This window comes from Azorhizobium oxalatiphilum, from assembly GCF_014635325.1.
Lineage (GTDB): Bacteria > Pseudomonadota > Alphaproteobacteria > Rhizobiales > Xanthobacteraceae > Azorhizobium > Azorhizobium oxalatiphilum.
The window spans coordinates 58051-71870 of the sequence record NZ_BMCT01000009.1 but is presented as its reverse complement, the minus strand read 5'-3'; the positions used below and the strand labels follow the sequence as shown (position 1 = coordinate 71870).

The following is a 13820-nucleotide window of genomic DNA, read 5'->3' as shown; positions in this document are numbered from 1 at the left end:
CTGGCGTGGCGAGAACACGCTCAACGGAATTGGGAAGACACCACAAATCCGCTAGACCTAGCCATAGGTCTAACGTTGCTACACTGGCAGCGCTGACCTCGTGGTCTAGCGGAAGTCGCGCGGCATCACGGAGCAACCCGCAGAGAGGATTGTGCCGTGACCTTTTTTGAAAGCCTGGTGCTTCTGCTGGCTATCGCGATCCTGCTCCTGCAAGTCTCTCGCCGGCTTTCCATACCCTATCCAACGATGCTCGCCGCAGCAGGTGTTCTGCTGGCTCTGGTGCCCGGCGCTCCCGCAATCGGGCTCGATCCCCAAACTGCGCTTGTCCTGTTCATAGCTCCTGTCCTGGTGGACGAGGCCTTCGACTTTCAAGTCGGGTCCATCCGCCGCCTGTGGCGCCCGCTGTTCTCACTTGCGGTCGTAGCCGTGCTGCTGAGCGCGGCGGCAGTGGCATGGCTGGGCGTCACAATGGCAGGTCTTCCACTCTTCGCCGCCATCGCGCTTGGCGCCATCGTCGCCCCGCCCGACGCCGCCGCCGCCACAGCCGTGTTGCAAAGCGTCAGTATGCCACGCCGATCCGTCGTCCTGCTCAAGGGGGAAAGCCTGCTGAACGATGCCAGCGCCCTGCTCCTGTTCACCGCCGCCCTCGCCTTCCAGAGCCACGGCTCGCTAGATCTCGAGGTCGGGTTTCATCTGGCGGTCGCCGCTCCGGGCGGCATCCTTCTCGGCTTCGCCTGCGCCTGGCTGTTCAGCCATTTCCTCCGCTTCTTCACCGGGACGCTCGGCGGCAATCTGCTGGAATTCGTGAGTTGCTTCGGGGTGTGGATCATCGCGGAGCATCTCGGCCTGTCCGCTGTGCTGTGCCTTGTCACATTCGCAATGACCATTGCTCAATCGGTCGGGCGCGTGACACCACCGAGAATGCGGATTCACAGCTTCGCGGTATGGGGCACAACAGTGTTCCTGCTGAACGTCCTCGCGTTTCTTCTGATGGGATTGCAGGCACGCACCATCGTTCTCGAAATGCCAATGGGCAGGCTTCAGCAAGCCGGATGGTTCGCGGCCAGCGTGGTCCTGTGCCTGATCCTGATCCGCATGACCTGGGTGATCATCTACAATCGGCTGGCAGCCCACTTCGCCATCTTTCGCGGCAGCTACGAGCCTTCGACACTGCGGCACGGCATTCTGGTCGGCTGGTGTGGCATGCGTGGTTTGCTCACGCTCGCCACGGCCTTCGCCCTCCCTGCCGACTTCCCGCAGCGCGATCTCATCGTTCTGACCGCCTTCGCCGTGGTGTTGGCAACACTTGTCGTGCAGGGCCTGACGCTCGCGCCTCTCGTCAGGCTGCTGAAGTTGGACGGCGAGGACGACCTCGACGACGAACTCGCCCGAGTGCGTGCCGACCTGGCATCCGTCGCTCTGAGCAGCCTTGATGGCCAGACTGGCCGCGTTGCGGATCACTGGCGCTTCGCTTTCGAGGCGAGCCGCCATGCCGCCCAGAACTCCGAAGGCGGTGATGCATCGTTAGATGAGAAGCGACAGCTTGGATTCTCGGCTCTACGTCTCCAGCGGCAACGGCTTGAAACACTTAGGACGGAGCAACGCATCGGCGCCGATGCCTTTCTCATCATCCAAGAAGAACTGGACTTCACCGAAGTCTCACTCAGCAGCGAGAGCGACCGGCATATCGAAGAGAGCTGAAGGCGCTCACAACTTTCTCGGGCCGCCCCCGCTCCCGTGCCCGAAACCCGTCAAAAAATATCTAGAGCTGAACCGAATCCTTTCGCCTGCGTCAGGGCAATGCTCCTCCGATCCGCAACTTCATTCTCCCAATGGCTTGCTAATAAAGCCAAATGATGCTCATTCCCTCTGAAGGGGTGGGGAGACGGCGACGTAACTGCGTGGCACAGAAAATATAGGAGCTCCCATTGAGCGAGATTGATCTGGAGAAAGAACTTCTCCTCGAACTTACGACAGAAATCGTCGCCTCTTATGTCTCCAACAACAGCGTCGCGGCGGCGGACCTGTCGCAGCTGATTGGCGCAGTCCATGGAAGCCTGAGCGGTTTGAGCGGAGATGCCCCTGCTCTGGCAGCCCCTGTGGAGCTTAAGCCGGCGGTTCCAATCAGGAAGTCGATCACCCCGGACGCGATCATCTGCCTTGAGGACGGCAAGCCTTTCAAGTCGCTCAAGCGCCACTTGAATACGGCTTATGGCCTGAGCCCTGATGAATACAGGACCAAGTGGGGCCTTCCCTACGACTATCCCATGGTCGCTCCCAACTACGCGGCTGCGCGGTCGGAGATGGCCAAGTCGCTTGGATTGGGCCGGAAAGCTGCCCCCGAGCCGGAGCCGGTGAAGAAGGTCGGGCGTCCGCGTAAATCCACGAAGGTTTGATACCAACTGCTGCCGGTAGAACAACTGCCGGCAGCAGTTCTCGATAGGCGGCCAATGGAGTGGCAACCGGCACCCCGGTGGAGCTAGCCTCAGGGCGTGCGCACCACCCAATGCTTGCGCATGGGCTCCACCACCTCCCAGGTGCCCTTGAAACCCGGCTCCAGCACGAAGGCATCGCCCGGGCCGGCTTCGATCGTTGTGCCGTCATCTCCCGTAACGATGCAGCGGCCGGACACGATGAGGCAATACTCCCACTCGTCGTATGAGACTTGCCACTTGCCCACGGAGGCCTCCCACTCACCAGCGCAGAGGCGTTCGCCCGGAGCGTCATACGTGACAAAGGCCGCCGTCTCGGGCGCGCCCGACAGCACCATGTCGGGAGCAATCGGCCCGGCGATGGGAGGGGCACTGGCGCGATTGAGGGCATGGAGCTTCATCGGAAGAACCTCATATCGTGCGAAGCATGGGATCGACAGAATTGCATCCGCTGTCTACGGCGTCTGCCAGTGCTGCCCGTCACCTTTAGGCCAGGAGCAGCCCTGTGGCCACCTCCAGAGCCGACGGTGGAACACCCTCCCGTAGAGCGCGTTGCCTGAGTCTGGGATCCTTCCGGGACGATGCCAATGACCAAACGGTATGACAACTTGGGGCGCCCTGCCCCCAATGAAGACAAAGACGCGAACATCGAGCAGTTGAAGTCGAAACCAGGCGATCGGGGGCGGCGAGCGGAGCTGCCATCGGCGCCAACGTCACAAGAAGCGGAGAGGATCGACTCTACCGAAAAGACGCGCGCTGGAGAGCCGGCCCCCAAACCACGAGGCCGGCCACATCTACGCTGAGAAGTCGGGGATTGGGCGAGAGAGGGCAGTGGCGGACAGCCCTGTGCTGTGTCCGCGAGGCTTCCCGCCGCAGCCCACTATAGCCACATCAGCCGCGTTGCTCGCGCTCTTTCAGCAGGGCATCCAGAAGCGCCTGTTGTTCAGCAATGCGGTCAGCAGCCCGCTCTTCATCCGCCGCTCCGGAATAGGCGGCAGCCTGCTCCGTCAACTGTCGCAAGTTGTCACGCGCGATTGCGATGCGGTCGTCAAGGTCGTCAGTGTCGGGGCCGTCAGTCATGGCAAACTCTCTCCATTTGGCCCTCCATCGTAGCACTCGCAGTCGATGAAGCATGCGGGATCGCACGAAAAGTCGCCGAAGGCACTCTTCTATTACTGCTGCACCGGGGCGCGTTGCAGGTCGGTGGGCGTCTGCGGCGCGTCGCGCTGCTCGACGTGCCCTCTGCTCTGATCGTCGAGCGTATCGGCTCCGTTGAGGCCAAAGCCTACGACGGCGGCGACAAGCATCACCGCAGCAATCGCCACTGTCATGGCTGTGGCCTTACCTGCGCCGCGGGGCGGATTTGTATTCGGCATGCTGATCACCTCCGTGCTTCGTCGTTCGCTATATGAACGTAAGCAGAGGAGATGCCGTTCCAGCGCCTATTTACCCATCGGCCTTCCACGCCGCACGGTATAGCGCCCGCCTGATTTCCTCCCGCCATCTGGAAGGCCCCGAAACCGCAATCAAATGAAGTCACGAGGCCTCTTCGCGAAATCATCGGCGCCACACCCGATATGCACTTTCATCCGTCGCCAATAGCCTCGGCCATCCGACTGGCTATTCAGTATCTGCGGTAAGAGGACAACCTCACCGACGCAGAGCGTGCCGGCCGCACGGAGGTCCCGGAGGCTGCTGCGCGTGACGGAGGCGCAGCACCACGTCAAGGAGGACCGCCGGTATGGCGTCGACGGGTTCGCGCAGATGGCGGTGCCGGACCGCGATGGTGTCAGCAGTCGCTTGGTGCGGCAGTGGCAGGAGGACGCGGCAGGGGACGGATTATGGTAGTCCAGGCTGCCAAGGTTGATCGGTTTTCCGACCACCACTGGCTCCAGCACTTGCACCACCTATGAAGTGGAAAGGTTGCTGGCCGCGACCGATCTACAATTCACATGGGTGTCTACAAGCATCGAAGCAAGATCAGTTGGGCCCGTTGTAGGCCCCACTCCACGAGTGATCTTGAGATCCTATTTCTTGACAATGGATGTCAGATCAACCTTCGAGAGTTGAGCGTAGGGATTTTCCCCCTTGCGCAAGGCAGCCTCGCGCGCGACGGCCCCCGCCTCGGCTTCCTTTTCCTCCTGCTCCTTTAACTCTTCAAGCTGAGCCTTCAGTGGCTTCATCTCGTCCCGAACCGCTCTCAGGGCGTCCTCCAGCCTTTGTATTTCTGGCTGAATATCTGCCGCGCCGGCGGAGCTTTTCATTTCAAGAATTTGTCTCTCCAGACTTTTTTCCTGGAGAGACAGCTTGTTGAGCGCAGCGGTGGTCGCCGGCTTTCCGAATGGAGACACGATCCTGAGGATTTTATCCGAGACGACAACCATTGGCAGCTCTCAACATTCGGACACACGGGCGATCGTTGCCCAAACCGCTTGCGTGAGGCTGACCACCGATGTGCGCGACTCCAGCATGATCACAGAGCAGTTGCACGCTGTGCTCGACGCGCGCGACCGGGCGCTGATCCTGCGGATGCCGGCCATCACCGTGCGGTCGGTGTGAACCGCATCCCCCGCCGAGTCTATGCCCGGCTCTCGCCGCAGCATCTGCGGAAGGCGGCGGACAGCCTTGAAGTCTTTCAGCCCCGCGCGATCCGCTCAGGGTCCAAATTTCGACGATCGCCGAGGCCCATGGTACCATCACATCATGGAAGGAGGACTACAATCGACATCGACCCCACTCGGCCCTCGGCAACATGACGCCCGCCGAGTTCGCCTTCGAATCCACGCTGGAAAAACAGGCTGCCTAAGGCCAGAAATGAAACTCAGGACTCTCCCTCAGGTCGGAGGAGAGAAGGGTCTCAGGTCAGAATGTTCAGCCGGACCTGCGCTGAGGCGCCTGCGGGATCGGCCACGCCCACAATGAAGCTCCACTATCAGAAGTGCCAAGCCACGCTCAGTGTCGGACCGTGCATGACAGTATTGAAGCGGAAGGTTCCGCTCTGATTGCCAGCCCCCTCGTAATCTTCGTAGAGATAACGATAGCCAACGGCCGTAGAGAGGGACTTCGTCCACAAATAGCCAAGTCCTACATAGCCGCTGCTCGACAATTTCGACCCGACGTCGAAGCCGCCAATGTCCATTGTCGCATTCACGAACCATTTTTCGTCCAACGCCCAGTGGGCGAAGAAGCCAAGTGTGGGATCAATCCAGGACTTCGCCTGACTGTCACTGATGGTGGCCGGCAGAAAAGTGGGCACTAGGCTCACATCCGCCGACAGCCGCATGTAACGCAGACCTGCGGTCAAGGCGAAATCCAGATCGTTGCGGCCCGTGGGCAGCATGTAGCCCACCGCACCGGTGACGATGGTCTGGGTGAGGTCCACGTCAGCCTCGGCGCCGCCGAAAGTGCCCACATGCTTGCCCTCCGACAGGCGCGCGACGACCACGTCCGCCAGGAGCAGCCATTGACCGTTGCGGGCCATGAAGCTGCCCATGAAAGCGCCGTCAAGATCACCGAGCACGTCGGAGATCGAGGCATTCACGGGCACGGCCGGAAGACGGCGCACCCCCACGTCGCCGTCGATCGCCGTGAGCCAGCCATAGAGTGTAGCCTGGAACTGCCAACCGGGCGGGACCGACGCGGCGGGCTCCACCATCGCCGGGGCCTTGCTCGCGGCGAGATCAGCGGCGTGCGCGGCTCCCGCCAATGCGGCCAGGGCAAGCGCCGCTGAAAGCCCACTCCGCATTATGAACCGCGCCAGGATTCCGGATACGTTGCCGTTCATGCGCCCCTCGCCTCTCCCGCCTTCTTTCTAACCTTGCGGCCATTGCGCCTTCGGCATCGGCCCATAGGACCGATGCCGAAGATCTGCGCATATCGGTCGATGATCCGGGCGCTCACGCCACAGCCAAGCCGGCTGAGAACGGCCAGAGCGCCCCCCCGTCAGCCGACCTTGGTGATCGCCGGAATGACCCACGACCCGTCCAGGATCGAAGGATTGTTCTCGTCCGGCCAGTAGAGACGCAGCATGAGGTTGAACCGATCCTTCGGCGCGGGCAGCCAGTTGGCCTCCTTGCCTGGGCCCGGGGTTTCGTTCTGGACGTAGATGATCAGCGACCCATCAGCTTCCCGCACCGGATTGGTGCGCATGCTCATGGCATAGCGATTGATGGGATTGGCGACGAAGAACATGTCCTTGTCGTACATGGTCAGCGACCAGAAGCCCTTCACCGGCGGTAGCTGACCCGGCGCGAAGCGCAACTGGTACTTGTTCGCGCCGCTGTAAGTCTCGCCATCCTTGCCCTTCAGCGAGGTGGGATAGACGGCATCCTGCGGCCGGTTGGCGCCGAGGCCGATGGCGGTGATCAGAGCGCGCTGGAGATAGTCCGTGCCATAAGTGCCGGTCTTGGTTGTATAGCCCCAGCCGTTGATGTCCTTGATATCGCCGCCGCTCATCTTGAAGTGAAGCATGATGCGGTCGAAGGAGAGCTGCGGCAGGCGCTTCTCCCAGCGGCTGTCGATCTTCGAGGCATCGAAGCTCTGGCCCGGCACGAGGCCGATGGTCTTGAAGCGCTCCAGCGCCGCCGCATCCTTGGACGCGGGCGGATTGGCCTTGAGCAGTTCGGCCAGCAGCTTGAAGTATTCGGTGGCGGACAATGCGTTGACCTGCTCGCGCACCGCCGTCTTCATGTCGATGGCCGGGTCGACCTTGCCGGCCGGGGGCGTGTAGTCCTTGCCTAGGGCGCTCAGCGGGAAGAGCTTGAAACGGTCCTGCAAGGCATGGACCGCCGCATAGTCCTCAGGCGTGCCGGTGCAATAGATGCGCCCGAGCATCCAGACGATACTGGTGGGTGACTTCAACTGCACCATGCCGTCCGGCACCTTGCCGGACCAGCCGGGCCCCGTGACCAGATAGGTCTGCGCGCCGGTGCCGGTGGTGCGGGAGCCGGGGACCTGGAACACCTCGGTCCAGCCATCGAGGAACGGCAGGAGGAAGTAGCGCCCCTGCATGTCCGGCAGGCTGACCACCCAGGGCTCCGCGCCGACATCGAAGAAGGCAGTGGTGTAGAGCGTGTCCGCGTTCGGCGCGGTGACATCCCGGAACGATGCGTCGGGATAGGCGCGCAGCTTGATCAGTGTGCCCATGGGCGCGCGGGTGCCCACCGGCTGCGCCACATTGGTCATCACCCGGCGTGTCATCTCCATGGTGACGAGCGGATAGCCGTACACATAAGCGTCGGAGGCAGCATCGAAGGCTTCTCCCGCCTCGATCAGATCCAGTACCGGACCGTCCCAGGCCAGAGCGCCATGATTGGTGGCGGCGGCCGCAAACGCGGCTCCGCCCAGCAGCAGGGTGCGGCGCGAAAGGGTCATGTCGTGTTTCCTCGAATGTGTCTTGGAGAGCCGGCGACGTGGATCGTGCAACGCGCAACCATGAGCTGCCTTGCCGAACGGAAGATGCCTAGCGTATGGAATTGGATACCGCTTGCTTTTAGGGGACAGGAGCTGAGATTTTGGACGACGTTCCATCCCAGCGCGTGGGTCCGGTCGCGCACCTTCCCGCCCTTCTGACCGAGCTGGGCGTGAGCCTGGATGAGGCTTTCGCTTCCTCAGGCCTTACGCCCGACCATCTCCAGCCCGAAGCCCGGCTGCCCTACCCTACCCTGATCGCATTGCTGGAGCACTGCGCCGTTCTGGCACGCTGCCCCCATCTCGGCCTGCTGCTCGGGGCACGCAGCGATCACGCTGCATTGGGCGCGATCGGCGACATGATGGCCTGCGCCCCGACACTAGGGGATGCGTTCCGCGATTATGTGGGCTTGCAGATCGGCTATTCGCGTGGCGCCGCCGTCTATCTCCAGCCGTTCGGCGACGACACACTGATCGGATACGGACTTTATGATCCCGGCACCGGGCCGGGGCGCCAGATTCATGATCTGGTGATTGCGGTGGGATGCAACATGGTGCGGGCGCTGACCGGCGGCCGCGTGCAGCCGTTGCGGGCGCTGGTGTGCGCCGCCCTGCCCGATACCCTCGCGCCCTATCGCAAGGCGCTGCGGACGCCGATGGCATTCGATCAGGAGCAGACCGCCATCGTGATCGGGCGGGCCGATCTGGACTTACCGCTGCCCGGCGCGGATCCGGCTCGCCACCTGCACATGCGCACCGCCATCCAGCAGCGTGTGCGCGGCGATCTGGATGACACCGCTGCCCAGGTGCGGCACGCCCTGCGCCCGCGCCTCATGCTGGGCGAGGCGGACCGCGAAACCGTCGCCCGGGAGCTCGGCATCAGCCCCCGCACCCTCGCCCGCCATCTGGCCCGCGCCGGGACCAGTTTCGAGGCCATCAAGGATGAGGTGCGCTTTACCGTAGCGCGCGAACTGCTCGCGCTGACGCGCCTGCCCATCGGCCAGATTGCGGACGCCCTATCCTATTCCGCCCACAGCACGCTGGACCATGCCTTCCTTCGCTGGGCGGGCGTGGCTCCCTCGCAATGGCGGGCGCTTAATACCTCCCCACCTTGATCGCTGCATATGAACGTCAGCGCCCTGATCTAGGCGATCAGCTATGCCTCAATGGGTTGCATTACGTGGATGGTGCTGCGCCCCTGAAGACGGGGCGCCGGAAATCACAAGCGGCAACCAAGTGGGCAACGGCTGAAACGAAAAGGCCCCGCTCTCCCGGGAGGCGGGGCCTCTTGGCCTGTTGCCGTCACGGCGCTGGCCGCTCAGGTTCCCTTGATAGGGCCTGAAATGACCTGCCAGGCATGAATATCATAATGCGTTGGTGCATTCGTCTTTAGATCGAAGACGGGCAGCCCGGCGATGGTCAGCCCTCCCGCTACGCCATCGAGCTCCTTGTCGGACATGGCAGCGGCTTGGACATTAACTGTTTCCTCGCCGGGGTTCGTCACGCTCTGATTGGCAGCGGCTTGATCCGGTCGGCTATGATCTGCCATCTCACTCTCCCAACTAAGTCTGCCAGACTAATAGAACCGACCATCGCCGGACGCCATGAGGGAGTAGAGGGATTTCTTTCTCTGACCTGCTCCCCTGCTTTCCCGCCAATCGGAACTGGAATTTTCCAGTTCTGGGTGGCCCAAAGTTGGGGAGCAGGTCAACTAACCGCCTGAGCGAGCTCACTGCTGGATAAAGGCTGAGGGCAACGTCAATCCTACGTGAGATTTTGGATCCAGGCGCGCAGGTCTGCCCGCTCGGGAACGGGGTTCACGACGAAGTCCGGCATCCCTTCCCGACGCACTTCGGCGGGCGATAAGCCAAAGCGGCGCCGGAACGCCCGCGAAAAATGGGACGGATCCGCAAACCCGCAGGACGCCCCGATCGCCCCTATGCGCTGAACATTGTCGGGATCGCACAGCGCCGATCGCGCCAGCGTCAAGCGACGCTCCAATACATAGGAAGCCACACCTCCAAACGGCTCGAAAAGACGATAGAGCGTGGAGCGCGAGACCCGTAATTCCTTGGCCAGCGAGATGGCGGAGAGATCCTCGCGCATCAGGCGGGCCTCCACCAGCCGGCGTGCCCGCAGCAGCAGCGCGTCGTGCATAGGCTCGGACGCCGCCTCCAGATCGTCTGGCGTCCGGGACAATGCCGCTCGATAAAGCGATACGGTGGCATCCGCCACATGGACCGCCGCCGAGTGCCGAACCGTGGGCAAATGACGCGCCAGGGCGCGCATGTGGTCAGCAAACAGGCCACACGCCATCTCATGCTCCCTGTCCGCATTCAGATTGCCATGCGGCACCACGCGCCCAGATACTTCATCGCGCGGAATCAACAGGGTGATGTTGACGGACGGTTCGGACCTGGTGCGCAGTTCCCGTGTCATATCCAGCGTCACCACCTCGCCAGCCGATACGGTCACCGAGCGTGCTCCGAGATCCCCGGTATAACCTCCCTGCAAATAGATCTGGACCATCACATGGTCGAGGCCGTCCCTCTGGATTCGGGCCCGGCTGCGCGAGAAATGGGTGGCATCGAAGCTGCCGATCCCAACGAGGATGTCTCCGAGGTGATAGGCCTCGTAGGAGGCACTGAACGGCAGATCCGGCGCGACCGGCACCACATCGAACACGGGCGCAACGATGTGCTGCCACCCCTCGAATCCCCGTTCCGGGTCGAGACGGCTGTCGTAGCGTTGGCAAGGGATCAGCGGGTCATCGGCCATCTATGTGCCTCGGCGGAGATAAGACGGGAATCGCATGCGCACATGCCGGGAAGGTGGCAAATCGGGAACCAAACGCGTTTGAGACGCAGAAACACATCTTGGGATTCTGGGTCAATGCGCAGCTTGTCCCGTTGGAGTACCTCTCGGCTGTTTCCCATCCCCGCTGGGACAAGGCTTCAATTCAGATGCACCAATCCATTCTATCTCGCAGCCGCCGCGTGGCGTGCTGGTTCATTGCCGCAACCATCGGTTTGACGGCCTCCCAAGCCCAGGCGCAAAGTGTCTCAAGCTGGCAAACGGCGGAATATTTCGGTTCCGGCGCGCTGGCGCAGATCAATGCCGCCGCGGCCTACGCTTTGGGCTACACGGGCTCCGGCGTGCGCGTCGGCGTAGTGGATAGCGGCCTCGACACGCGGCACCCAGAATTCACGGGACGTGTGGTAAACGGCTATGACTTCACTAATGACGTCGCGATCACCTCCGATGAAGATCATGACCTCGACGCCGACGTCAGCCATGGCACGCACGTGGCCGGCATCATTGCCGCCGCCCGCAACGGTGTGGAGATGCACGGTGTCGCCTTTAACGCCACGCTGACGCCGATTGCCTACAATATGGGTTCCAGTACGACGGACGGCATTTTTGCGGATACCTGGAACTATGTCGCCGCCCAGAAGCTGGCGATTGTCAACAACAGCGTCGGCTTCAACAATTGCGCGCGGACTTATGCACCGCCCTGCAATGTGACCGACTACACCCGGGCGCAGGCTGAAGCCCTCTATCCCAACACGATCCAGGCGATGAAGGCAGTGGCAGCCGCCGGGACGCTGATGGTCTTCGCCACAGGGAACGAGGCCCAGACCAGCCCGGACGTGCTCGCGGGCATGCCTTACCTGGTGCCAGAACTGAAGAACAACTGGTTGGCTGTAACGGCAGTCGACTCCACCAACACCATTGCTTCCTTCAGCAACCACTGTGGCGTCGCCAAGGACTGGTGCCTCGCCGCTCCCGGCGTCGGCGTTTATTCCACCGTTACACTTGGCTCCGGCGCCGGCACGGACGGCGGGTACAACAACCTCTCCGGGACCTCCATGGCGACGCCCGTGGTGAGCGGCGTGGCAGCGTTGGTGAAGGAGGCTTTCCCCTGGTTTACCGCCTATGACCTCCAGCAGGTGCTGCTGACCACTGCGACCGATCTCGGCGCTCCCGGGGTTGACGAAGTCTATGGCTGGGGTCTCGTGAATGCTGGCAAGGCCGTGCTCGGATACGGCCAGTTCACCTCCACGGTCAGCGTGGACACGCAGGGCCTTAGCTCCACCTTCGCCAACGATATCACCGGCGTCGGCGGCCTGATCAAGACCGGCAGTGGCACACTTTTCCTGACGGGCACCGACACCTACACCGGCGCCACCTACGTGGAGGGCGGAACGCTCTCTGTGAATGGCTCGATTATCTCGCCCACGACTGTAGGCTCGGGCGGCACGTTGCGCGGCACCGGCACCATCCAGGCCTCGCTCGACGTATTCGGCCGTCTGGCGCCAGGCAATTCGCCGGGAACGCTCACTGTCGCCGGCCCTGTCTCCTTCGCCACCGGCTCGGCCTTTGAAACCGACATCGACGGCACCGGAACGGGGACCGGGGCAGGCAACTACTCGCGCCTCGTCACCACCGGCACCTCGGGCACGGTCACCATCAATGGCGGCACTATCGTTCCCCTGCTGCGTGGCATCACCGGTAGCGCCAGCAACAGCTACGTACCCGCTCTCGGCAGTAACTACACGGTGATCCTCGCCAGCGCCGGACTTACCGGAGCTTTCAGCGACATCGCCCAGCCCACCAGCGGGCTGCCCGTGTCCACACGCTTTGACGCCCTTTATTCCACCACCAGCATGAGCCTGGTGGTGACGCCGCTCTCCTACGGCATGCTGGCCGCCAATGGACTTGCGGCGACCACGAACACCAATGCGGCGGGCAGCGCACTCGATAGCTTCCGCCCTGCGGCCGGCGTGGCTCTCACGGGCACTTCCGGCATACTGTTCGGGAATCTCTATACCCTCGCACCCACCGCCCTTCCCGCCGCCGTTGCCCAGCTTTCCGGCGAGGCCCATGCTTCCGTGGCGGCGCAGACCTTCGACGATGCGCGACAGGTACGCGCCGCCATCTTCGACCGCCTCGACGGGTCGACCGCCGCGCGAATCGGCACCGACACGGCCCTACTGTCCGGCAGCCTGGCGGTCTCGCTGTGGGCGACCGGCTACGGTGGCTGGGGTGACGTCTCCAGCGGTGGCGCCTACAAGCTCGATTGGAACCAGAGCGGCTTCATCGGTGGTGCCGATGTGCAGGTCCTCGACAGCACGCGCGTCGGCCTTGCCTTCGGTGTGGGCCAGTCGTCGGGCGATGTCGGCGGATTGAATTCGAGCACGGATAACAGCCACACCGATCTGGCCCTATATGGGGCGACACAGATGGGTGCATTCCTCGCGAAGTACGGCGCCGCCTACAGCTGGAACAGCATAGACATCGGGCGGTCCGTCGTCTTCGGTGAGCTGTCCAATCGGCTCAACAGCAACGCCGATGGGCATACGACGCAGGTGTTCGGCGAATTGTCCTACGGCATGTCGTTCGGCCCGGTGCAGTTCACGCCCTTTGCCGGCCTTGCCTATGTGGACCAGTCGTTCGGCGCCTTCAGCGAAACCGGCGGGGCCGCGGCGCTCTCCGGCTCCACCCTGTCCATGTCCACCACGTTGTCGACCCTCGGCGCGCGTGTCTCCACCGACATCGCCCTCGGCGGCGGCAAGCTGACGCCCAGTGCAAAGCTCGGCTGGCAACATGCCTTCGGCGACGTGGATACCGGTGCGGTGATGTGGTTCGCGGGCTCGTCCCCATTCCTCGTGGAGGGCGCGCCCATCGCCCGCGATGCGCTCGCCCTCAATCTGGGGCTGGCCTACGGCTTCAGCGACCTCGTCACCGCCGCCGTATCCTACGATGGCGTGATTGCGGAGAATGCTGAGGTGTCCACCATCAAGGGTAACCTGAAGGTGGCGTTCTGAGACCGGGTGATCATCAGCAGCGCCGCCGGGGCGGACGCAACTCCGTTGGCGCCCGGCGCCAACGGAGCACGTTGCACCCTTCGTTCGGTGATTCAAGCAGCAGGCGGCGATCACCGCCGCCCGGATATGGCGGCTCGCAAGGCGGGCTACC

Annotated in this window: 13 protein-coding genes and 1 pseudogene; 6 read left to right on the top strand and 8 right to left on the bottom strand. The window is 62.9% G+C overall.

The window, feature by feature from the left end; all coding sequences use genetic code 11:
- Positions 1-156 precede the first annotated feature (156 nt).
- Positions 157-1701 (top strand): cation:proton antiporter, encoded by a 1545-nt coding sequence (locus tag IEW24_RS23880; RefSeq protein WP_188583432.1) that lies wholly within the window; start codon positions 157-159, stop codon positions 1699-1701.
- Between the two features lie 227 nt (positions 1702-1928).
- Positions 1929-2396, top strand: a complete 468-nt coding sequence (locus IEW24_RS23875) for a Ros/MucR family transcriptional regulator (RefSeq protein WP_188583431.1) — start codon at positions 1929-1931, stop codon at positions 2394-2396.
- An 89-nt stretch (positions 2397-2485) separates the two neighbouring features.
- Here IEW24_RS23875 and IEW24_RS23870 read toward each other — a convergent pair whose 3' ends face one another.
- The 4 genes from IEW24_RS23870 to IEW24_RS23855 all read right to left on the bottom strand — a co-directional run bounded on the left by IEW24_RS23870 (position 2486) and on the right by IEW24_RS23855 (position 4816).
- Positions 2486-2833 carry a cupin domain-containing protein gene (locus tag IEW24_RS23870; protein WP_188583430.1) on the bottom strand — a complete coding sequence of 116 codons (348 nt, stop codon included), beginning with the start codon at positions 2831-2833 and terminating at the stop codon, positions 2486-2488.
- Positions 2834-3323: 490 nt separating this feature from the next.
- Positions 3324-3512, bottom strand: coding sequence for a hypothetical protein (locus tag IEW24_RS23865; RefSeq protein ID WP_188583429.1), 189 nt, complete (start codon positions 3510-3512; stop codon positions 3324-3326).
- 92 nt (positions 3513-3604) lie between these two features.
- Positions 3605-3763: a hypothetical protein gene (locus IEW24_RS23860; RefSeq protein ID WP_188583428.1), complete on the bottom strand. Its 159-nt coding sequence runs from the start codon at positions 3761-3763 to the stop codon at positions 3605-3607.
- Between the two features lie 696 nt (positions 3764-4459).
- Entirely contained in the window at positions 4460-4816 is a 357-nt protein-coding gene (locus tag IEW24_RS23855; RefSeq protein WP_188583427.1) for a hypothetical protein, read from the bottom strand.
- Between the two features lie 52 nt (positions 4817-4868).
- Here IEW24_RS23855 and IEW24_RS29020 point away from each other — a divergent pair, with 52 nt between their 5' ends.
- Together IEW24_RS29020 and IEW24_RS23850 are read left to right on the top strand one after the other, a co-directional pair.
- Positions 4869-4991 carry a hypothetical protein gene (locus tag IEW24_RS29020; RefSeq protein ID WP_280514995.1) on the top strand — a complete coding sequence of 41 codons (123 nt, stop codon included), beginning with the start codon at positions 4869-4871 and terminating at the stop codon, positions 4989-4991.
- Between the two features lie 109 nt (positions 4992-5100).
- A pseudogene (locus IEW24_RS23850) lies at positions 5101-5238 on the top strand (integrase core domain-containing protein); the annotation flags it as partial.
- 126 nt (positions 5239-5364) lie between these two features.
- Here the strand turns inward: IEW24_RS23850 and IEW24_RS23845 are convergent.
- A complete protein-coding gene (locus IEW24_RS23845) occupies positions 5365-6216 on the bottom strand; it encodes a hypothetical protein (protein ID WP_188583426.1) in 852 nt (283 codons plus the stop codon).
- Positions 6217-6374: 158 nt separating this feature from the next.
- A complete protein-coding gene (locus IEW24_RS23840; RefSeq protein WP_188583425.1) occupies positions 6375-7805 on the bottom strand; it encodes a DUF1254 domain-containing protein in 1431 nt (476 codons plus the stop codon).
- A 140-nt stretch (positions 7806-7945) separates the two neighbouring features.
- On the opposite strand from IEW24_RS23840, the gene IEW24_RS23835 reads away from it, so the two are divergent.
- Positions 7946-8956 carry an AraC family transcriptional regulator gene (locus IEW24_RS23835; protein ID WP_188583424.1) on the top strand — a complete coding sequence of 337 codons (1011 nt, stop codon included), beginning with the start codon at positions 7946-7948 and terminating at the stop codon, positions 8954-8956.
- 203 nt (positions 8957-9159) lie between these two features.
- Here the strand turns inward: IEW24_RS23835 and IEW24_RS23830 are convergent, their stop codons facing one another.
- Both IEW24_RS23830 and IEW24_RS23825 read right to left on the bottom strand, forming a co-directional pair.
- On the bottom strand, positions 9160-9390 hold the full coding sequence (locus IEW24_RS23830; RefSeq protein WP_188583423.1) for a hypothetical protein: 231 nt from the start codon (positions 9388-9390) through the stop codon (positions 9160-9162).
- Between the two features lie 215 nt (positions 9391-9605).
- Positions 9606-10619, bottom strand: coding sequence for a helix-turn-helix domain-containing protein (locus tag IEW24_RS23825; protein ID WP_188583422.1), 1014 nt, complete (start codon positions 10617-10619; stop codon positions 9606-9608).
- Positions 10620-10717: 98 nt separating this feature from the next.
- Between IEW24_RS23825 and IEW24_RS23820 the strand changes: the two genes are divergently transcribed.
- On the top strand, positions 10718-13669 hold the full coding sequence (locus tag IEW24_RS23820; RefSeq protein WP_188583421.1) for an autotransporter serine protease: 2952 nt from the start codon (positions 10718-10720) through the stop codon (positions 13667-13669).
- Positions 13670-13820: the final 151 nt, after the last annotated feature.

Bases quoted from the DNA above. Each gene is read 5' to 3' on its own strand.
- IEW24_RS23840 (WP_188583425.1), bottom strand. From the start codon at position 7,805: ATGACCCTTTCGCGCCGCACCCTGCTGCTGGGCGGAGCCGCGTTTGCG.
- IEW24_RS23855 (WP_188583427.1), bottom strand. From the start codon at position 4,816: ATGGTTGTCGTCTCGGATAAAATCCTCAGGATCGTGTCTCCATTCGGA.
- IEW24_RS23825 (WP_188583422.1), bottom strand. From the start codon at position 10,619: ATGGCCGATGACCCGCTGATCCCTTGCCAACGCTACGACAGCCGTCTC.
- IEW24_RS23865 (WP_188583429.1), bottom strand. From the start codon at position 3,512: ATGACTGACGGCCCCGACACTGACGACCTTGACGACCGCATCGCAATC.
- IEW24_RS23830 (WP_188583423.1), bottom strand. From the start codon at position 9,390: ATGGCAGATCATAGCCGACCGGATCAAGCCGCTGCCAATCAGAGCGTG.
- IEW24_RS23870 (WP_188583430.1), bottom strand. From the start codon at position 2,833: ATGAAGCTCCATGCCCTCAATCGCGCCAGTGCCCCTCCCATCGCCGGG.
- IEW24_RS23845 (WP_188583426.1), bottom strand. From the start codon at position 6,216: ATGAACGGCAACGTATCCGGAATCCTGGCGCGGTTCATAATGCGGAGT.
- IEW24_RS23860 (WP_188583428.1), bottom strand. From the start codon at position 3,763: ATGACAGTGGCGATTGCTGCGGTGATGCTTGTCGCCGCCGTCGTAGGC.